The 19,542-nt window shown below is 70.4% G+C and carries 13 protein-coding genes and 2 pseudogenes; 10 read left to right on the top strand and 5 right to left on the bottom strand.

Features of this window, described 5'->3' with window-relative positions; translation table 11 throughout:
- Nucleotides 1-8: 8 nt before the first annotated feature.
- Nucleotides 9-377: a PPOX class F420-dependent oxidoreductase gene (locus tag RV986_RS11950; protein ID WP_475917368.1), complete on the bottom strand. Its 369-nt coding sequence runs from the start codon at nt 375-377 to the stop codon at nt 9-11.
- Between the two features lie 171 nt (nt 378-548).
- Between RV986_RS11950 and RV986_RS11945 the strand changes: the two genes are divergently transcribed.
- Complete coding sequence (locus tag RV986_RS11945; RefSeq protein ID WP_475917367.1) at nt 549-1,847, top strand: SGNH/GDSL hydrolase family protein; 1,299 nt, start codon at nt 549-551, stop codon at nt 1,845-1,847.
- A gap of 189 nt (nt 1,848-2,036) precedes the next feature.
- Nucleotides 2,037-3,287 (top strand): acyltransferase family protein, encoded by a 1,251-nt coding sequence (locus tag RV986_RS11940; protein ID WP_475917366.1) that lies wholly within the window; start codon nt 2,037-2,039, stop codon nt 3,285-3,287.
- Between the two features lie 107 nt (nt 3,288-3,394).
- Here the strand turns inward: RV986_RS11940 and RV986_RS11935 are convergent, their stop codons facing one another.
- The 3 genes from RV986_RS11935 to RV986_RS11925 form a co-directional block, all read right to left on the bottom strand.
- Nucleotides 3,395-5,707 (bottom strand): glycosyl hydrolase family 95 catalytic domain-containing protein, encoded by a 2,313-nt coding sequence (locus RV986_RS11935; RefSeq protein ID WP_475917365.1) that lies wholly within the window; start codon nt 5,705-5,707, stop codon nt 3,395-3,397.
- A gap of 322 nt (nt 5,708-6,029) precedes the next feature.
- A complete protein-coding gene (locus RV986_RS11930; RefSeq protein ID WP_475917364.1) occupies nt 6,030-6,512 on the bottom strand; it encodes a DUF456 domain-containing protein in 483 nt (160 codons plus the stop codon).
- A gap of 36 nt (nt 6,513-6,548) precedes the next feature.
- Nucleotides 6,549-7,529 (bottom strand): helix-turn-helix transcriptional regulator, encoded by a 981-nt coding sequence (locus tag RV986_RS11925; protein ID WP_475917363.1) that lies wholly within the window; start codon nt 7,527-7,529, stop codon nt 6,549-6,551.
- Nucleotides 7,530-8,027: 498 nt separating this feature from the next.
- On the opposite strand from RV986_RS11925, the gene RV986_RS11920 reads away from it, so the two are divergent.
- Nucleotides 8,028-9,824: a protein phosphatase 2C domain-containing protein gene (locus RV986_RS11920; protein ID WP_475917362.1), complete on the top strand. Its 1,797-nt coding sequence runs from the start codon at nt 8,028-8,030 to the stop codon at nt 9,822-9,824.
- A gap of 74 nt (nt 9,825-9,898) precedes the next feature.
- A complete protein-coding gene (locus RV986_RS11915) occupies nt 9,899-11,641 on the top strand; it encodes a pyruvate dehydrogenase (RefSeq protein WP_475917361.1) in 1,743 nt (580 codons plus the stop codon).
- Here the strand turns inward: RV986_RS11915 and RV986_RS11910 are convergent.
- Nucleotides 11,638-12,059: pseudogene (locus RV986_RS11910) on the bottom strand (transposase); the annotation flags it as partial. The gene RV986_RS11915 and the pseudogene RV986_RS11910 overlap by 4 nt on opposite strands.
- Before the next feature lie 9 nt (nt 12,060-12,068).
- On the opposite strand from RV986_RS11910, the pseudogene RV986_RS11905 reads away from it, so the two are divergent.
- The 6 genes and pseudogenes from RV986_RS11905 to RV986_RS11880 form a co-directional block, all read left to right on the top strand.
- Nucleotides 12,069-12,629: pseudogene (locus RV986_RS11905) on the top strand (transposase); the annotation flags it as partial.
- A 732-nt stretch (nt 12,630-13,361) separates the two neighbouring features.
- Nucleotides 13,362-15,533, top strand: coding sequence for a nitroreductase family protein (locus RV986_RS11900; RefSeq protein WP_475917360.1), 2,172 nt, complete (start codon nt 13,362-13,364; stop codon nt 15,531-15,533).
- Nucleotides 15,521-17,143 (top strand): type I 3-dehydroquinate dehydratase, encoded by a 1,623-nt coding sequence (locus RV986_RS11895; RefSeq protein WP_475917359.1) that lies wholly within the window; start codon nt 15,521-15,523, stop codon nt 17,141-17,143. The genes RV986_RS11900 and RV986_RS11895 overlap by 13 nt, the downstream gene beginning before the upstream one ends.
- Nucleotides 17,140-17,559, top strand: a complete 420-nt coding sequence (locus tag RV986_RS11890) for a hypothetical protein (RefSeq protein WP_475917358.1) — start codon at nt 17,140-17,142, stop codon at nt 17,557-17,559. Before RV986_RS11895 ends, RV986_RS11890 begins: the two co-directional genes overlap by 4 nt.
- Nucleotides 17,556-17,969: a hypothetical protein gene (locus RV986_RS11885; protein ID WP_475917357.1), complete on the top strand. Its 414-nt coding sequence runs from the start codon at nt 17,556-17,558 to the stop codon at nt 17,967-17,969. The genes RV986_RS11890 and RV986_RS11885 overlap by 4 nt, the downstream gene beginning before the upstream one ends.
- Nucleotides 17,966-19,192, top strand: coding sequence for an acyl-CoA dehydrogenase family protein (locus RV986_RS11880; protein ID WP_475917356.1), 1,227 nt, complete (start codon nt 17,966-17,968; stop codon nt 19,190-19,192). The genes RV986_RS11885 and RV986_RS11880 overlap by 4 nt, the downstream gene beginning before the upstream one ends.
- The last annotated feature ends 350 nt before the right edge of the window (nt 19,193-19,542 follow it).

Raw genomic sequence — 19,542 nt, 5'->3', positions numbered from 1 at the left:
GCGCTCGTTCAGTCCTCCAGGCCCCAACTGTGGATGCGCCGCGGATGGACGCGGATCAGCTCCTCGCTCATATGGGGGCCCAACTCATGGGGCCCCGTGAGGAGTTCGGCCTCGCCCCGGATGTCGATGCCGCGCACCTTCCAGGGCTGGAGGCTGACGATGTCGTCGACGACGAGGGCGACCTTGGGGTTCTTCTGCAGATTGCGCCACTTCTTCGTGGCGCCCATCGAGTAGCCGCCGATCAGGATCGTGCCGTCGTCCTGCGGATAGAAGCCCACGGGGTTCGCCTGCGGCTGCCCGTGGGCGTCGACGGTGGCCAGCCGGCCCAGCCGCTGCGATGTGAGATAGGCGCGCTCCGCCTCGCTGAATTCGGTCATGGCAGCAGCCAAACACGCCCGCGCGCCGATCGCATCGGTCCTGGGCCCGGATTCATGGGCCCGGATTCAGAGGTCCGGCGACGGGGGTAGTACGGGTGTGCGGGTGCGGCCAACGGTGTGACCTTTCGGCGGCGGGAACGACGGCCGGACAGACGATCCGTTATGACCGGCATGACATGTATGTCCCGGATGGTCCGCGTCCTCAAGGTCCACCCTCTCCTCACCGCCCTGGTGGCGCTCCTGGCGCTCGCCCCACCGGCCGCCGGCGCCGACGCGGAGTCCACCTCCGTCACCACCGCCGTCACCACCACCCCTGTCACCACCCCCGTCACCGGCCGCGACCGCTGGACCGGAACCTGGGAAGCCGCCCCCTCCGGCACCGCGCCCGCCCACCCCGGCGCCTCGTTCCGCAACATCGTGCACACCAGCGTCGGCGGCGGCGCGGCCCGTGTCCGGATCTCCAACCGGCTCGGTACCGCGGCCCTTCGACTCGACGCGCTCACCGTCGCGTTGCAGGAGGGGGGCAGACCCATGAGCCCGGACGCCGTCCCGGGGTCGATGCGCGTCGCCACCTTCGCCGGTGCCACATCCGTCACGATCCCTCCCGGGCGAGACCTGGTCAGCGACCCCGTCGACCTCACGGTCCCGGCCGACGCCAACCTCCTGATCTCGGTCCACACCCCCGTCGACTCCGGCCCGGCGACCTATCACCGCTCGGCCCTCCAGGCCAACTTCCTCGCCCCCGAGGGCGATCGCACCGCCGACGAGCGCGGCGGCGCGTACTCCGTCACCCTCGGCAACTGGTACTACGTGACCGGCGTCGACGTACTCGACGCGCCCGCCGCGGGCAGCGTGGTCGCGCTCGGGGACTCCATCACCGACGGGACCGGTTCGACGTACAGCGCCAACCGTCGCTGGCCCGACCGGCTCGCCGCCCGCCTCCGGGACCTGCCCGCGCGCCGTCGGCTCGGCGTCCTCAACGCGGGGATCGCCGGAAACCGTCTCCTGCTGGAGGGCCGCGGCCCCAGCGCCCTGGACCGCCTCGACGCGGACGTCCTCTCCCGTGCCGGGGTGCGCACGGTGATCGTGCTGGAGGGCGTCAACGACATCAACGGCACGCCGGAGCAGACGGACCCCGCCGCCCTGGAGGACGCCTACCGCCGGATCGTGGCCCGCGCCCATGCCCGGGGGATCCGGGTCATCGGCGCCACGATCACCCCGTACGGCGGGCACGGCGCCTATACGAAGTCCCGTGAGGCGGTCCGGCAGATCGTCAACGACTTCCTCCGCGACCGTGCGCGCACCGGCGGTCTCTTCGACGCGGTGGTGGACTTCGACGCCGCCGTCCGCGACCCGGCCGACCCGCACCGCATCCGCCCCGCCTACGACCCCGGGGACCACCTTCACTTCAACGACGCGGGCATGAAGGCGATGGCCGACAGGATCGACCTGGCCACCCTCACTCCCTGACGTGGCCCCTCGAGGGTGTGCGGCGCCTCGGCGTCGGCTGTGGCGCCGCCCGCATCCGCTCGATGATTCGTCCGAATCGGCCTACAACCATCGGTGGGCTGTGGAGGTCTCACCCCGTGAACTGTGAGACTTTCGATTCGCATGGGTTTGGTGCGCTGCTCCCGAACCCCAGACCTGATACGGATTCACATGTCCATACGTGCCGAGGCGGCAGAGCAGACCGCAGGCGCCTCTGACAGACCGTCGATTCCAAGACAGGTCATCAAAAGTTTACATCAGCCGTCGTCCCTGCAGAAGCCGCCCGCCGGACCCGACCGGCCCTCGCGACCTGCCCGGACGGCGGGGAAGCATGCCGCGCTCCGAGGGCGGGGAGGCGGTCGGTTGTACGCCATCGACGGGATCCGGCTGATCGCCGCCCTGATCGTGGCCGTACACCATTACGCCGGCACCTGGCGTGTCAACCAGCCGGAGAACGCGATCTGGGACCGGCCGGTGTCCGACATCATGCCCACGGTGTTCCGGTTCTCCGCATACGGCTGGATCGGCGTCGAGATATTCTTCGTGATCAGCGGCTTCGTGATCTGCATGTCCTGCTGGGGCCGTACACCACGGCAGTTCTTCACCTCGCGGGTGATCCGGCTCTACCCGGCGTACTGGTTCTCCATCGTCCTCACCACCGGCGTCCTGGTGGCCCTGCCCGGCGTGTGGGGGCGGCACCGGCTGCGCGAGATCCTGCTCAACTTCACCATGCTGCAGTCCGGTTCGGGCGTCTCGAACGTCGACGGCGTGTACTGGACCCTCTGGTCGGAACTGCGTTTCTATCTGCTCTTCATGGCCGTCGTCGTCACGGGCCTGACCTATCGCAAGGTCGTCGTGTTCTGCTGCCTGTGGGGCGCCGCCGCGATGCTCGCCCCGGCCGCCGGCTTCCAACCAGTGACCCTGATCGTCAACCCGGACGGCGCCTGGTACTTCATCGCCGGCCTGGCGCTGTATCTCATGTACCGCTTCGGCCAGGACCTGCTGCTGTGGGGCATCCTCGGCCTGGCATGGCTGATGGGCCAGCTGGAACTGGGACACCGCATCGACACCGTCGAACATGTCTCCAGCTGGCGGGCGAGCGTGCTGATCTTCACCGTGTTCCTGCTGGTCATGGTCGCGATCGCACTGGGCGCGACCGACCGCATCCGCTGGAAGTGGCTCACCACCGCCGGCGCCCTGACGTATCCGTTCTATCTGATGCACTACATGGTCGGTACGACGCTGATCAACCGTCTGCGCGACACCATGGACCCCCGGCTCCTGGTGGCCACCGTGATCGCCGGCTTCCTCGTCCTGAGCTGGCTCGTCCACCGCTTCGTGGAGCGGCCCCTCGCCGGGATGCTGAAGCGAGGGCTGGACACGTCATTCGCACGGCTCCGCAACGCCACGAACACGTCCTGACTCCCCTCCCGGCCGTAAGGTGCATAGAGGGACACAAAGGGATACAAGTGGCATGGGGGCGCGGACCGTTCACGGTCCGCGCCCCCAGGTCCACCGGCGGGCCGGCCCTAGGCGGGCAACCCCCAGCGGGGAGCGTCCTCGTTCGGGCGTACCGGTGCGACGGTGAGGTCCGGGCGGTCCCCCTTCGCCGTGATCAGCGCCGACTCGCCCTTCCGCAGGGCGATACGAAGGGCGCCGTCACCGGCCGCCTCGTACCGCAGCGGCCGTCCCCGGCCGTCCCGTACGTCGATCGCGCCCGTGATGCCGTGCCGTACGACGCAGGGCGCGCCGGCCTCGCTGACCAGGCGTACCCAGCGGGTCACCCCGCCCTTCCGTACCGCGCTGAGCAGGAAGGCGCCCTGAGTACGGAAGTCGTGGACCGTCAGGTCCGCCCAGGCGGCGGGCAGGGCGGGGAAGACACGCACGACGCCGCCCCAGGACTGGCAGACCATGTCGTGCAGGGACTGGGCGGCCGACAGCGGGGTCTCGATGACCGGGCCCGACTCCTTGTACATGGTGTTGGGCTGGATGAAGCGGGTCATGAGCTGGCCCAGGTACTTCAGCGCGTCCTCGCCCTTGCCGAGCAGCGCGGACATCGAGGCCGCGCCCGTGAAGGTGTAGCCCTGCAGGGCGCCTTCGAAGCCGACCCAGTGCGCCAACGACTTCTCGATCAGGACCCGTTCGTCGGGTGTGCGGCCGGTCAGCTCGTACAGCGGGTACACCGCGAGCAGATGGGAGTAGTGCCGGTGCGACTTCGCGAAGGGGATGTCCGCGCCGATCATGAAGCCGTTGGCGTCGGTCGGATAGGCGACCCGCTTGGCCAGGACCTCGCGCCAGCGCGGCGCCAACTCGTCCTTGACGCCCAGTAGTTCGGCCGACTCCAGCAGGGTGCGGCAGCCCCAGGTCAGCAGCATCAGGTCGTAGTTGCAGTCGCGCGAGTTGCCGCCGTACTCGGGGGAGAAGGTGGCCGGCAGATGCAACCTGCCGTCCGCGCCCGGCTCCAGGAAGTGCAGGTAGTAGTTGACCGCCTTGCGCAGCAGGGGGAAGAGGACGTGCCGCAGGATCGACTCGTCCATGGTGTGGCGGTAGCTGAGCCAGACGTTGTGCAGGGCCCAGGTGAGGTTGCCGACCTCGGGAGTCGGCGGGTCCTGGCCGGGGATGCCGACGCCGTAGCCGGTCAGCGTGCCCGCCGCGCCGTTGACGAGCTGTGGGTCCGTGGTGCGCGGGATGCCCAGCGAGTCGGCGCGGTACCGGTCCGCCACCTCCTTCGACAGATTGTCCCGGAACTCGCTCAACGCCCTGGTCACGGCGTCGAGTTCGAGATGGTTCGAGCCGTGGATCAGCCAGTACTCCAGCTGGACGTTGAGGTTCCACCAGGTGTTGGGCCACGGGGTGGACTCCAGCCAGGGGCCGCTGGTCGCCATCACGGGCGCGTCCCGGCGGGCGGCGGACGCCGTCTTGTACAGCTGGGTCCAGTAGAAGCGCTGGATGCGTGCGTCGGGCAGGGAGAGGAAGCTCTTGCGGTAGTAGGCGTGCCACCAGGCGCGATGGGTCTGCGTCAGCCGGTCGTACGACAGCGCCGACGCCCCGCGTACGGCGGTGAGCGCCCGGCCGAGCGCCGTGGACTTCGGGTACGAGTGCGCGACATGGACGTACAGGGTGCGTGTCGTGCCCCGCCTCCGCTCCCGCCACGCCGTCGCGTGCTGACCGCCCGACAGCAGGGGTTGTACGGCGGTGGAGACGCCGTCGTGTTCGGCGACCTCGGCGGGCGGGTTGCCCTGGTAGCCGTCCGGCAGGGGCTTGAACGCGGCGCGCGGACTGATGGCGTCCGCCGGGTGGAAGACCCAGCGGAAGTCGCGCTCGCCCGCGCTCGGCGTCACCTCGACGGCGAGCACCGAGCGGGAGTTGTGCACCAGGGCGCGGAGTGTGAGCGTGCCCCTGTCCGTGGTGAGCGTGCCGGTCAGCTCGGCGTCGCGCAGCCCGAGCCGCCAGTCCAGTCCGGTGATCGCGCCCACCGGTTCCAGCGTGAACCAGCCGATGGGGAGCCGGGCCAGCCCGAAGAGCGAGCCGAACTCGGGGCGGTGGTCCTGCACCTCGGAGTGCTGCACGTTGAAGCGCACGGCCCGGGTCGGGGCGCCCGGTTCGGCGTAGATCCCGGAGCCGAGGAAGCCGTTGCCGAGGTACGGGCCCTCGTACCAGGTCGTCGGCATCCGCTGCCAGACCAGGTCGGCGTCGTCGAGGACGGTGCGCCAGGGGTCGGGGGCGTCGGAGGCGTCCGTGTGATCGGCCGCCCGGGCTTGGGCGGGCAGGCCTCCGGCGAGGAGCGCCCCGCTCACTGCGGACCCGGTGGCGAGGACGGTACGTCTGGACGGGCTGGACATGCGGGTGCCTCCAGGCGGCTCGATCGACTGCGGTGCATGCCGTGGATGCGATGCGCGGCATACGGGTGATTCATCGGAGCTATCCCGCCATGCAACGTAGAGAAGTGGTCTCAGTCCGTCAATACGAAGGGAGAGATCCGATGTGTTGGTCTAGTCGATCCCGTCGATCCCGTCGGTCCGGTCGGTCCGGTCGGTCCGGTCGGTCCGGTCGGTCTCGTCGGTCCGGTCGGTCCGGTCGGTCCGGTCGGTCTCGTCGGTCCGGTCGGTCCGGTCGGTCCGGTCGCTCCGGTCAATCCGGTCGGTCTCGTCGGTCCCGGACCGCTCAGCCCCGGATCACCGCGGTCAGCCACGCCGCCGTGATCAGCAGACACGCGAACAGCTCCGTCAGCACGCTCCACCCGCCCGACCGCATGACCGAGCCCACCGCCGCCTTCGCCGGCCCGTGTCCGCCCAGCCCCAGCCGCTCATAGAGGTAGATCCCGGCGAGGAACCCGGGTATCGCGCCGACCACCGGCAGCAGCACGAAACCCAGCAGCGCCCCGGCCCCGGCGTACCGGCGCATACGAGGGGTGGCGCCGCTCTCGCGCAGCCGGCGGGGCGGCAGCACCCAGCGGATCGCCTGGGCCAGCAGCAGGACCACGGTCGCGCCGACGAGCACGCCCCAGGTGAGCGCCCGCGGGTCGGTCAGGGCCCACCACAGGACCGCCGCCCAGACCAGCCACGACCCCGGCACACCGGGCACCAGCACTCCGCACAGGCCGAGCACGACGACCACGCCGACCAGCAGGAGTTCCCAGACTCCCATCTGTCCAGGGTGACCGAGCGGGCGCCGAAGCGCAGGTCAGTCGCGCGCCACCCAGCCCTTCTCGTAGGCGTGCCAGCCCAGCTGCAGCCGGGTCGTCACACCCGTCAGCTCCATCAGCCGCTTCACCCGCCGCTGTACGGTCCGCAGGCCCAGGTCGAGCTGTTTGGCCACGCTGGCGTCGGTCAGCCCGGCGAGCAGCAGGCAGAGGATCTCCAGGTCGGTGACGTCGGGCCCGTCCGGCCGCTGCTCCAGTACGCCCCGGCTGCCGAGCCGCAGCGGCAGCGCGTCCCGCCACACCGACTCGAACAGGCCCGACAGCAGCTCCAGCAGCCCGCTGGCGTGCACGACCAGCGCGGCGGGCTCCGCGGTGTGCGAGGTGAGCGGCACCATCGCGAGCGTCCGGTCGGCGATCACCAGCTTGGTCGGCACCTTGTCCACGACCCGCACCTGCTCGTCGCGGCCGAGCGCGGCGGACAGCTCGGTGAGGCCGGTGGGCTGGTCGAGCACGGCGCGTTCGAGCACCACGCGGTAGCCGACGCCCCGCCCCGCGGCCTGCTCCTCCGCGTCGTTGTCCGTCCCGGAGACCACCATCGGGGTCCCGGTGACCAGCGCGCACACCTCTTCGCTCGCACCGAGCTGGAGCTGCAGAAACCGCTGCGCGACCGCCGCCGCGCCGATCACCACCTCGACCAGGTCGTGCACGGCGGGCTCGGTGGCCTGGGCGCGGTACTCCTCGGCGAGCAGCGCGGCCGCCAGCTCCGCCTTCTCCAGTTCGTGCCGCTGCTGGGTGAGCAGCGCGCCGAGGGCGACCCCGGGCGGCGCCGCGACCCAGCGCCCGGGGCGGGCCGAGGACTGGGCCGCGAGACCGTGCCGCTCAAGCCGGCGCAGGGCGCGCTCGGTGTCGTACTCGCCGAGCGTGAGCCGCCGCGCGAGATCGGGCACGTCGGCGGCGCCCACGGACACCAACGCCCGGTACGCCGACTCGTGCGTCTCGTCCAGACCTATCGCTCCCAGCATGCGGCGATGCCCCTCCCCAGGTTCCGTTCCGACCACGCCCTGGCGGAAATCGGCCACGGCGCAAACCCGCCTCGGCACATCATCGCCGCAGCACCCTCAACTCTGCCAAGCTCACGTCATCGCCGTAACAGCTACTGCCCGTAATGCCCTACTAGGGCTGAACCGGCCTGCGCACCGGCGCCCCGCGAGGGCGCCGTCGAGGTGCCGTCGAGGGGGCTGCATCACAGCCGAGCCTCAGGAAAGCAGGCCACACTCAGGGCGCCGCCGGGCGGTTCTCCCGTGGGGGGTGGGATCGCCCGGCGGCTTTTGCGTGGTGCCCGTCCTTCGTCGCCCCTCGTCTCCCTTCGTCCAACCTCTCCGCACTCGCACCACAGTTCGACATCCGGTCCGTCATCTCGTCCCCCATCTCGTCCGACATGCCGTTCGACTGCCAGTCCTCTGGCCGGTTTTTCCGGATGCCCCGTTTTCATCCGGCTCCAGCGGTGGACAATTAGGGGCATGAGCCAGCAGGGGGAGAGGTCCACCGGTCACGAGGACGAATGGTGGGGGCAGTTGTACGACGACTCCACCGAGGACACGGGGCCCGCACCCGCGGCCGATTCCCTCGACGACCGCTTCGCGTCGGCCGCGGGAACGGTGGGACGGGGGGCCGAGCCTCAGGCGGAGACGCCCGAGCGCGCGGTTCCGTCCGCGCCGGACGAGTCTCCCGTGGTGCCGGAGCAGCGGGGCGGCGGCTCCGGGCGCACCGCCGCGCCCTGGCCCGGCGCGACACCGCGCGGCGAGGCGCTGGAGCAGCGCCTCGCGCGCTGGGACCGCACCGAACTCGCGGCACGGGGGGAGCCACCGGACCAGCCGCCCGGTTCCGTACGGCGCGGCGAGGCCCCCGACCCCGGCCCGTGGGAGCCCGGGGACGTCCCTGGGCCGAGCCCCGACGACCCGCGGCGCGGCATCCCCGAACGGCAGCCGGCCCCCTGGGAGCCTCCGCCCGCCGCCCCACCGGCCCCCATGAGCTTCCCTCCGCCGCCCATGCCCATCCCACCGCGGCCGGCCCCCCTGACACCCCCGACCCCTCCGACACCGCCGGGGCCACCACCGCCGGGACCGGCGCCGTCGGGATTCCGCGCCGAACCACTCCGCGGTCGTACGTCCATGGAGTCGCCCGGCGCGGCGGCCCTCCGCGACGAGCCGCGCCCGGCCGCCACCGCGCCGGCGGACGCCCGCCCCGGCCTTCCGGCCCTTCCCGCCCCCGAACCCGTTCTCGCCGTCCCCCACCGGCCACCCTCCGTCGCCTACGTCGGCTCGGGTCCGCCCACCTACGCCGCCGAGCCCACCGCCCTCCCGCCCGCCGACCCGGACGACCTCGACGACCTGGTCGCCGACACCGTGCTGGACGGGGCGCGCTATGGGGCCAGCACCCTGCGGGCGGCCTCCGTGCGCGGCGACTCCGCGCGTTTCCGGGGCGAGCCGCGCCGGGACTCCCTGCTCACCGCGCGCTTCGGGGTGGGCGAGCAGGCGCTGGTGCTGGTGGCGATGGCGACCGGCGCCCGGGCGACCCCCGGGGCGCACCGGGCGGCGGCCGAGGCGTGCCACTGGATCGGGCGCGCCGTGGGCCGCAGCCACGCGCGGCTGGCCGAGGACATAAGGGCGGCCCGGCGCGGCGACCTGAAGTCGGGGCTGCAGCGGCTCACCGACCGCAGCCTGGGCAAGCTGCGCGCGAGCGCCGCCGAGCAGGGCATCGAGCCCGAGGAGTACTCCGCGAGCCTGCGCTGCCTGCTGCTCACCGGGGACCCCGAATGCCGTACACGCGTCTTCTTCGGTGTCGGCGCGGGCGGGCTGTTCCGGCTGCGGGACGGGGAGTGGCAGGACATCGAGCCGCGGGTCGCCGAGGCCACCGGCGAGGCGATGGTCGGCTACGGCTCGATGCCGCACGAGACCCCCGAGGGCGACCGGCTCACCATGGACCTGGGCATCACGACACCCCCGAGCCCGTACGAACTGGCCCCCGAACCGTCCCCCAAGCTCTCGGCTGCGCTCGAGCAGGGAGGTACCCCCATCGAACCGGCCCGCGAGCCCTTCCGTTTCCGCGCCTCCGTCGCCCGGCCGGGCGACACGCTGCTGCTGTGCACCGGCGGTCTCGCGGAGCCCCTGCGCGGCGAGCCGCAGTTCTGCGAGCACCTGACGACACGGTGGTCGGCGGGCGAACCGCCCGGCCTCGCCGCGTTCCTGGCGGACACCCAGGTGCGGGTCAAGGGATACGCCGATGATCGGACCGCCGCCGCTGTTTGGGAGGCGTAACCGCCCGCCGTGTGAATTCATGGACCCAAGGGATGAACCGAGGCATCCATGGATGGCAGAGGGGTACGTGCAGCATGGCCAAGCAGAACGTCGCCGAGCAGTTCGTCGACATACTCGTCCGCGCCGGTGTCAAGCGTCTGTACGGCGTCGTCGGCGACAGCCTCAACCCGGTGGTGGACGCGATCCGGCGCAATTCCGCGATCGACTGGATCCACGTCCGGCACGAGGAGACGGCCGCCTTCGCCGCGGGCGCCGAGGCCCAGATCACCGGCAGGCTCGCCGCCTGTGCCGGTTCCTGCGGTCCCGGCAACCTCCACCTCATCAACGGCCTGTACGACGCCCACCGCTCCATGGCTCCCGTCCTCGCCCTCGCCTCGCACATCCCCTCCAGCGAGATCGGCCTCGGCTACTTCCAGGAGACCCACCCGGACCAGCTCTTCCGCGAGTGCAGTCACTACAACGAGATGATCTCCAACCCGAAGCAGATGCCGAGGCTGCTGCAGACCGCCATCCAGCACGCGGTGGGCCAGTCGGGCGTCAGCGTCGTCTCCCTCCCCGGCGACATCGCCTCCGAAGCCGCCCCGGACAAGGCTCTGGAGACCGCCCTCGTCACCTCCCGGCCCACCGTCCGGCCCGGCGACACGGAGATCGACAAGCTCGTCGCGATGATCGACGAGGCCGACAGGATCACCCTCTTCTGCGGCAGCGGCACGGCGGGCGCGCATGCCGAGGTCATGGAGTTCGCGGAGAAGATCAAGTCCCCGGTCGGGCACGCGCTGCGGGGCAAGGAGTGGATCCAGTACGACAACCCGTACGACGTCGGTATGAGCGGTCTGCTCGGCTACGGTGCCGCCTACGAGGCCACCCACGAGTGCGATCTGCTGATCCTGCTCGGCACGGACTTCCCGTACAGCGCCTTCCTTCCGGACGATGTCAAGATCGCCCAGGTCGATGTGCGGCCCGAGCGCCTCGGCCGCCGCTCCAGGCTGGACCTGGCGGTCTGGGGCGATGTGAAGGAGACCCTGCGCTGTCTGACTCCCCGGGTGAAGCCCAAGGGGAACCGTCGCTTTCTCGACAAGATGCTGAAGAAGCACGCGGACGCGCTCGAGGGCGTCATCAAGGCGTACACGCGCAAGGTCGACAAGCACGTTCCGATCCACCCCGAGTACGTGGCGTCCGTCCTCGACGAACTCGCCGACGAGGATGCGGTGTTCACGGTCGACACCGGGATGTGCAATGTGTGGGCGGCCCGCTACATCTCCCCCAACGGCCGCCGCCGGGTGATCGGTTCGTTCTCGCACGGCTCGATGGCGAACGCGCTGCCGATGGCGATCGGCGCCCAGTTCACCGACCGGGAGCGCCAGGTCGTCTCGATGTCCGGGGACGGCGGATTCTCCATGCTGATGGGCGACTTCCTCACCCTGGTCCAGTACGACCTGCCGGTGAAGGTCGTCCTCTTCAACAACTCCGCCCTGGGCATGGTCGAGTTGGAGATGCTGGTCGCCGGGCTGCCCTCGTACGGGACCACCAACAAGAACCCCGACTTCGCGGCCGTGGCGCGTGCGTGCGGAGCGTACGGCGTGCGCGTCGAGAAGCCCAAGGATCTCGCCGGCGCCCTGAAGACCGCCTTCAAGCACAAGGGCCCGGCCCTCGTCGACATCGTCACCGATCCCAACGCGCTGTCCATCCCGCCGAAGATCAGCGCGGAGATGGTGACCGGGTTCGCCCTGTCGGCGTCGAAGATCGTCCTCGACGGGGGCGTCGGGCGGATGGTGCAGATGGCCCGATCCAACCTGCGCAACGTGCCGCGTCCTTAGAACTCCCGACAAAGTGAGAGGTTGACCAGTCGTCGCCGGCAGATGATGCCGCAGGCCGGGCTGAGGAAGGCTTCGTGGATGTCGTCGCGAATCTCCCAGCGGATGCGTAACCGGCGGAACCGGTGCAGCAGCGCGAAGCTCTGCTCGACCACCCATCGGTGCACGCACAGCCCGGACCCGTGTTCGGTGCCGCGCCGCGCGATGACCGGGGTGATTCCGACGGCCCGGACCTGCTTGCGGTACTGGTCGTGGTCGTAGCCCCGGTCGGCGTAAAGGGTGTTCGGCCGTCGGCGCGCCGCCCGCGTCGGCCCCGCTCCGGCGGGACAGCCTCGATCAACGGCATGAGCGGGGTGACGTCGTTGCGGTTGCCGCCGGTCAGTGACACGGCGAGCGGGATGCCGTGCGCTTCGGTGATCAGACATCCGATGGGGTTGTGCACGTCGTGTCCGACGTTCACACCGGCCTCGTCGCTGCGATCGGCGCGGTGCTGCCCGGTGCATCCTGGCAACGCTGTCGCACCCACTACGCCCGGAAATTGCCGAGCCAGGTGCCGAAATCCGCTCAGCCGTGGGTGGCGACCTTGCTGCGGACCGTCTTCGAACGGCCCGACGCAGATGCGGTCCACTCCCCAATGCGGCACGTTCTGGACGCGCTGGAGGCCACATTCCCCAAGGCCGCGGCTCACTTGGACACCGCTCAACACGACCTGCTCGCGTTCACAGCGTTCCCGCGCGAGATCTGGCGGCAGATCTGGTCGAACAATCCACAAGAGCGGCTGAACAAGGAGATCCGCCGCCGCACGGACGTGGTCGGGATTTTCCCCGACCGCACCGCCGTGATCCGCCTGGTCGGCGCGGTGCCGGCCGAGCAGCACGACGAATGGACCGAAGCACGACGCTACATGGGCCGGGAAATCCTCACCAAGGCCCGACGCCACCCGAGCGAGTCAGAAGACGACGATCCCGGCCTGCCCACCGAACTCACCGCATGGCCTCAAAAGAGGATCGCCGAGTGGCCGCCGATACACCACTCACGCGGACGTGACCGACCGCTGTGGCGATCGCTTGGGTTTGTGGCTGTAGACGACCGCTGAGAGTGCGTCCGGCGATGGCCGGTAGGTGTCAAGGAAAGGGTGCGTTTCTTCTTGGGTGAGCGAATCCTGAACGGTCATGCGGCGATGTCGAGTTGCTCCTGATGGAGCCTGGCGTGGGTGCGTTGATGCTCGCGGTCGATGCAGCTGCGACTCCCCCACACGAAAAGCCGCTCCCTGCCGACCAGGATTCCAAGGTCATCTCCTTGGCGGGCGGCTTACCGGCCGAGTTGACAACGCCCCCTCCGAGTTGCGCAAGGGCGGGCGACGGATGCGCCGCCGAGGAAGGCGAAGGACCGGGTGCGTGCGCCGCATGCGCTGGCCCTATATGCCTGCGGGAGGTAGCCTTTTTGAAAAGCGTACGTGACTGGCTGGTAGAGACTGGGAATTCTTGCCGGGCCACGGGATTCGCGCACTCATGATGAGGCGCGGCTTGTTTTCTGAAGCGGTCCCGAGAACTTCGCGGCCATCCACAATGTGCCCCTCGACAAAGGGGGCAGAATTGGCGACTGCCTTGTGCGCGGCGGTCAACCGTCCAGAAAGCTACCCGGCATGTGCTCCGGCCAGGTGCGTCGATCCTGGACTCACCATGTCGAGACCTTGACGTTCGATCAGCGACAGGTAATACACATGGGCTGGCTTACCTTCGGTTACTTCGTCTCGTACATTCCCTACGCCATGCTGGTGAAGGCACTGGCCAGCGGAGTGACTCCGCTGTCGACCCAGCCGGTCAATGGTTTCGAGCTGCTGCCCGCAGCCGTCCTCGGGCAGCTCGTGGCGATGACCGTCTTCCTCGGCCTCACGGGGCGGTGGCGGCATATGCGGCGGAGCAGGATCGGCGGCGCGCGGATCCCGGTACCGGGCCGGGAGACGCTGGCGGCCGGCTTCTTCACGTCGCTCATCATCGGCTCCACCACGATGAACTACACCTTTCCCGGTGTCTCGATCCTCTTCATGCTGTTGCTGATGCGGGGAGGAGTCCTGGTCCTCTCCCCCTTGGTCGACAAGACCCGCAAGCGGCGGGTGACGACATCCTCCTGGGTAGCGCTGTGCCTCAGCCTGACAGCGGTTTCGGTGGCTCTCGGCGATGTGCACAGCTACCACCTGACGCTCGCTGCCGTGCTGAGCGTCCTCACCTACCTCGTCGGCTACCTCGGCCGGTTCGAGATCATGATCCGGGTGGCCAAGAACGGGGTTGTCGCCACGGACCGCCGCTACTTCGCGGAGGAGCATGTCGCGGCACCCATCTGCCTGGCTCTGCTGCTGGGGGCAGGGGCGCTGGCCGGACAACCGCAACTGTCCGCGGGCTTCACCACATTCCTCGGCACCCCTGCCGCCTTGGCGGCCGTGGGGATAGGAGTGGCATACGAGGTGCTGTTCATCTTCGCTTCGCTGATCTATCTCGACCGGCGGGAGTACACCTGGGGTGTGCCGGCATGGGCGTTCGCCAGCCTGATGTCCGGCCTGGTCGCCTCCTTCTCGCTCGCGTGGCTGGCCGGACTCCAAGCTCCGGGGACCTCTCAGCTCATCGCGCTCGCGTTCGGTGTCGGCGCGGCGGGGGGCCTGTCCTACTCGTCGGCCGCCCTCTGGTGGCGGACACGAGGCACCGGCGCGGCATGCCGCGTGCTGTTCGTCTGCGGCGGGAACACCTCACGCTCGCCCATGGCCGAGGTCATCGCGTGGGCCCAGGCCGCGGAGGCGGGAGCCGCACATCTTTTCCGGTTCTCCAGCGCGGGTGTCGCGACGACGCAGCCTGCGAGTCCGATGACTCCGGACGCCCGGTCCGCGCTCGCTGAACTCGGTCTGCAGCGGGTGCCGGGCCGGGGGAATCCCCGCCGTCACCGCTCACGCCCGGTCACCCCGGAAGTCTGCCGGGTCAGCTTCGTCATCTACTGCATGACCCGAGCCCACCGCGACAGGGTGATCGCCATAGCGCCCGAGGCCGAGGGCCGCGCCTTGTGTCTGGACCCGCGCCGTGACATCCCCAATCCGGAGGGGCAGCCGCCGGACGTGTATCGCAGGTGCGCCCTGCACATCCAGCGGTCCGTCCGCGTCCGTCTCGGCGAGCTCCTTGGCCCGGAGGGCGCTGCGGCCCCGCTCTCGGACGAGGGTGAGTTACGGATGACGCCCGGGCTCCGCGACGGCCTGTCCCTGATCACCTCCCGCCACTGCAAGAGAGCCTTTCTGGACCGGGTGGTGCCACGGGACGCCTTGGCGGAGATACTGCTCACCGCCGGCCACGCACCCTCGAGCCGCAACACCCAGATGTGGCAGGTGACGGTGGTGACCGGCAGCGCCCTGGAGGCGCTGGTGGCTGCCCTGTGCGAGGGCTTCGACCGAGGTGATCCGCCCAGACCGGACTACGTCAACCGGCCGCCGTCGCTTGACGACGCCGTCGAGCGCCGCGCCGGGCACGCCGCGTCGGGAGTACTGCTCGCCAAGGGCCATGCCACCTCGGATCACGCCGCCGCTCGGGCCCACCTCCGTGACAACCTGCGCTTCTACGGGGCACCGACCGCCCTGGTCTGCCATCTGCCCGGGAACGCGGTGCCGGGCACCTTCCTGGAGATGGGCCTCTTCCTGCAGAACGTCATGCTCGGACTGGTGGCGGGGGGCCTGAGCAGCTGCCCGCAGTTCAGTGTCGCCGGCTACGCGGATGTGCTGCGCCTGAAGCTGGGAATCGACGCCGACCGGCTCGTCGTGTGCACTCTGGCGGTCGGGTACGCGGACGAGGCGGCCCCGGTCAATCGGTTCGTTCCGCGGCGGGCCGGTCTGGAGGAGTACGTCCAGTGGCGCGATTGACGAGCGGATACGGTGCCGACGTCGGGCGTCGGGCCCGTCTGGTGGCGGTGATCGCCGAACCGGAAGACCTCACCGCGACTCGCCTGCGTGCCCTCGCAGGAGTGGCCGACGTGCTGGAGGTCCGCGCCGACCTGGTCGGCGATCCCGATCCGAACCGGCTGCGTCGGCATTTTCCCGGGCCGCTGACCTACAGTTTGCGCTCGCCGCGACACGGCGGCCGTTCGGCCGCCGGCCCGGTCGAGCGGCGCACCCGGCTCCTGCGCGCAGCGGACCGCTACGACCTGGTCGATCTGGAGGCCATGGACGACGTGGCGCCGGAGCTGCTGGCGGGCATCCCGGCCCGGCAGCGGCGTATCTCCTGGCACGCGCCCCCAAGTCCCGAGCAACGGGCCGACCCCGGCCTCCGGGCCGGTCTGCTCCATGCCTCGGGGGCACTGCTGGAGCGGTTCGCCGCGATGACCGCCGTACCAGCGGCCCAGTACCTCCTCGTGCCGCAGTCGGGCGCACAGGGCGGATGGGCCGCGCCGCTGCTGCTCACCGGGCTCGGACGTACCGATGTGACGGTGTTCGCGTCCGGTCCGGCCGGCACCTGGACCCGGGTGCTGGCACCGTGGCTGGGGGCACCCGTGGTCTTCGGCCGGGTTGGTGTCCCCGGGACGGACGGAATGCCCAGCGTGAGCCAACTCCTCACCGACTACGGCCTGCCCGCGCTGCCCCCGCTCAGCGGCCTGTTCGGCATTGTCGGGGCGGCCCCCGGGCGGTCGTTGTCGCCCCGGCTGCACAACGCGGCGTTGCGGGAGTTGAGGCTGCCCGCGCTCTATCTGCCTTTCCAGGCGGATGTGTTCTCCCGATTCTGGCACCGGGCCATGGACTTCGGGGCGCTGGGCGGACCGCCGCTGCGCGGGCTGACCGTGACCGCCCCCCACAAGGAGAGCGCGCTCGAAGCGGCCGACATTGCCGACCTGGAGGCACGGGGGTGCGGGGCGGCAAACCTGCTGTGCCTCGACGCCGGGCGCTGGCGCGCGGCCACCACCGACACCGCCGCTGCCCTGCACACCCTCGCCCGGGCCGGAGTCGATCCGAACGGCCACAGGGCCGCCGTCATCGGTTGCGGCGGTGCCGGGCGGGCCGTCGCGTTGGCCCTGTGCCAGGCCGGAGCCCGGGTGACCCTGGTCAACCGAGGGGTTGCGCTGGGCCGGGCAGCCTCCTCGCGTCTCGGGCTTCCCTATGTACCGCTGTCCCGGTTCTCCCCGGCGGGGTACGCCGTGCTCGCTCATGCCACGCCCCTGGTGGAACGGGAGCCGTTCCCGGTCTCCACCGCCGACCGGGACGCGGCGGTGCTGGAGATGGCCTACCGCGATCCGCCGACCGCGCTCATGGGCGCCACCCGCGCCCGGGGACTGACCGGCGTCGACGGCTGGGAGGTCCTGTTCGTCGAAGTACGCGAGCAGTTCAAGCTGCTGACAGGCCATCCGCTGCCCGAGGCACTGCCTCTGCACTCCCTCTGCTTCGGCCAAGCCAAGCCGCCCGATGCCCACGACCTCACCGAATCATCGGAACTTGCCTCGACACGTGCCCCGACGCACCCTACGAACAGGGAGGCACCATGACGACCCGTTCCACGTCCCCTGCCGGAACGGCCACACCGCGGCCACCCGGCACGCCGGACGTCTCGGCGCTGCTGGGCGACTGGGTCAACACCGACCAGCGCAGTTCGAAGGGCGCCCGCCGGCTGAGCGTGACCTGGCACGAGGGGGGCATGTTCGTCGGGGCCTTCGGCACCGGTAGCCCGCAACCACGCGACTGGGGTGAGGCGTCGGCGGTCCTGTACACCTTTCCGGACACACCGTCGGTCGCCTCGTCGTTCTCGGCGGTCTACGACTTCGGCTCGCTGCGCACCGTTGTAGGCGCATACCACAAGACGGGCATCCTGGTGACCACCACATGCACCGTCTTCAGCGACGTCAGCGGGGGCGCCGACCGCTGGGCCCGCTCGTTCTTCCACAGGGCAGAGGCGCGGCCATGACGGCACCTGTGGTCGATCCGGCACCGCTGGCAGGCGGCTGGGTCAACTTTGACACCACCGCCACCGGTATCCGCGTGGTCGATGCCGCGGTCGACCACAGCCGGCTCACGCTGCGGATCACCGAGCGCGGCGGCCCGGAGCCCTCACAAGGCGCGCTCGCATCGACCACGACACCCGTCACCGGCGCCACCTTGCCCGCCGTCCCGCTGGCCGACGAATGCGACGCCACCGAGGCCGTGGCCTTTCTCGCCGAAGGCCCGCTCGGCTCCCGGCAGGTCATCCTCGTCGGCTACCTCAACCGCGGCCTGCTGACCATCGATGTCCATACCGTCCACCCCACCGAAACCCAGATACCGAACACGATGTACCGCGCCCACTTCTTCCGCTTCGAAGAGGCCACCCCCATATGACCGACGACCTGGGCCACGCCACCCGTCCGGCCCGCAATCCGGCGGTCGGCGACGACCGGGCAGTTCTCGGCGCCGTGGCGAAGCTCGCCGAAGACAGATTCGCCCCCCGCGCCGATGAGTACGACCGCACGACTGCCTTTCCCGCCGAGGACTTCGACGATCTGTTCGCCGACGGTCTCCTGGGCGCCGCCGTGCCCCGGGAGTACGGCGGCCTGGGCTACGGCCCCGCGGAACGCAATACCCTCCCTCTGTGGGAGATGACCACCACGCTGGCCAAGGCGGATCTGTCGCTGGCCCGCTGCTGGGAAGGGCACGCCAACTCACTTGTCCTCATCGACGCCCTCGCCACCTCGGAGCAGAAGCGGCGCTGGTTCACCGGCGTGGTGGAACACGGGGAGAAATGGGTCGCCTGGAGCGGCGAGCCCCAGACCCCGAAGCCGGGCGAGAGTGCTCGCTTCGGCACCACGCTGACCCCCGTCCAGGGCGGCTGGACCCTCCGCGGCAGCAAGGCGTTCGCCACCGGCGCCACCGGCGCACAGTGGGCGATCCTCCTCGTCGATCCGGCCGGCCCCGGCGGAGCGCGCCAAACCCGGGAGGTCCACGGCAGGCTCCTGCTGCTCGCCTGCGACCTGTCGGACCCGACCGTGACCGTGGACACGTCGTGGTGGGACCCCATCGGTATGCGCGCGACGGCCAGCCACGTGGTGCGCTTCCACGACACCTTCATACCGCGCGAGCATCTCATCGGCGGTCCCGGCGGCTACTTCGACGGGCAGTGGCAGACCGCCTTCGTCCCGCATTACGCGGCCGGCTTCCTCGGCGGCGCCCTGGCCGCATACGAGTACGGGCTTGCGTATGTGAAACGGCAGGGCAAGAGCGGTGATCCCTATGTGCAGCATCGGGTGGGCAGCATGGCGGTCAATGTCGAGACCGCCCGCCTCTGGCTGCGCCACGTCGCAGGTCTGTGGGACGAAGGCAGCCTCGACGAGGCCCGGATCGCCGGCAGCAGGGCCTGGCATGTGATCGGGCATCTGGCGGAAGAAACAGTGCACCACGCCATCCGCGCGTGCGGCGCCCGCAGCCTGATCCGCCCGAGCCCGGTGGAGCGGATCCTGCGCGATCTGGCCTTGTACAAACTCCACGACAACGACGACCACGTGCTGGCCACCATCGGCCGGGCCGTCCTCGGCGAGCCGTACGACCCGTTCTTCCACAGACTCTGACGTCCGCACCGGCCTCGGGTCACACCACCGCACGACGGCGACCCACTCGATCCGCCTGGGTGGGCCGCCACGCCGTCGCGATCAGGGCCGACCGTCGACGGTGACGGCCACAACTCGCCGTGGGGGTGCCCCCGGTCGAGAGCTGGGGGAGATCGGCCGCTTACGGGACGTACCCGGTCGACTCCGGGAGCACCCGGCCCAGCCCGAGTTTCGCGGCTACTGAACTTGAACTCGGGATGTCGGTCGGCCCAGTTGGTCCGGCTCAGCCGGTGCGGGAGCATCCGCTGTCCGTGCGGCGGCGAGTGGCTCCTCGCCGAGTACGGCCATGTCCGCAGCCGCGGGTCGGTAGA

The sequence above is a fragment of the Streptomyces sp. RLA012 genome (assembly GCF_056270325.1).
The sequence above is the reverse complement of the archived record's forward strand: the minus strand, read 5'-3'. Positions and strand labels throughout refer to the sequence as shown.

Coding starts and splice junctions, on each gene's coding strand:
- RV986_RS11900 (WP_475917360.1), top strand. CDS start 13,362: ATGGGCTGGCTTACCTTCGGTTACTTCGTCTCGTACATTCCCTACGCC.
- RV986_RS11885 (WP_475917357.1), top strand. CDS start 17,556: ATGACGGCACCTGTGGTCGATCCGGCACCGCTGGCAGGCGGCTGGGTC.
- RV986_RS11890 (WP_475917358.1), top strand. CDS start 17,140: ATGACGACCCGTTCCACGTCCCCTGCCGGAACGGCCACACCGCGGCCA.
- RV986_RS11925 (WP_475917363.1), bottom strand. CDS start 7,529: ATGCTGGGAGCGATAGGTCTGGACGAGACGCACGAGTCGGCGTACCGG.
- RV986_RS11930 (WP_475917364.1), bottom strand. CDS start 6,512: ATGGGAGTCTGGGAACTCCTGCTGGTCGGCGTGGTCGTCGTGCTCGGC.
- RV986_RS11915 (WP_475917361.1), top strand. CDS start 9,899: ATGGCCAAGCAGAACGTCGCCGAGCAGTTCGTCGACATACTCGTCCGC.
- RV986_RS11880 (WP_475917356.1), top strand. CDS start 17,966: ATGACCGACGACCTGGGCCACGCCACCCGTCCGGCCCGCAATCCGGCG.
- RV986_RS11935 (WP_475917365.1), bottom strand. CDS start 5,707: ATGTCCAGCCCGTCCAGACGTACCGTCCTCGCCACCGGGTCCGCAGTG.
- RV986_RS11950 (WP_475917368.1), bottom strand. CDS start 377: ATGACCGAATTCAGCGAGGCGGAGCGCGCCTATCTCACATCGCAGCGG.
- RV986_RS11920 (WP_475917362.1), top strand. CDS start 8,028: ATGAGCCAGCAGGGGGAGAGGTCCACCGGTCACGAGGACGAATGGTGG.
- RV986_RS11940 (WP_475917366.1), top strand. CDS start 2,037: ATGTCCATACGTGCCGAGGCGGCAGAGCAGACCGCAGGCGCCTCTGAC.
- RV986_RS11945 (WP_475917367.1), top strand. CDS start 549: ATGACATGTATGTCCCGGATGGTCCGCGTCCTCAAGGTCCACCCTCTC.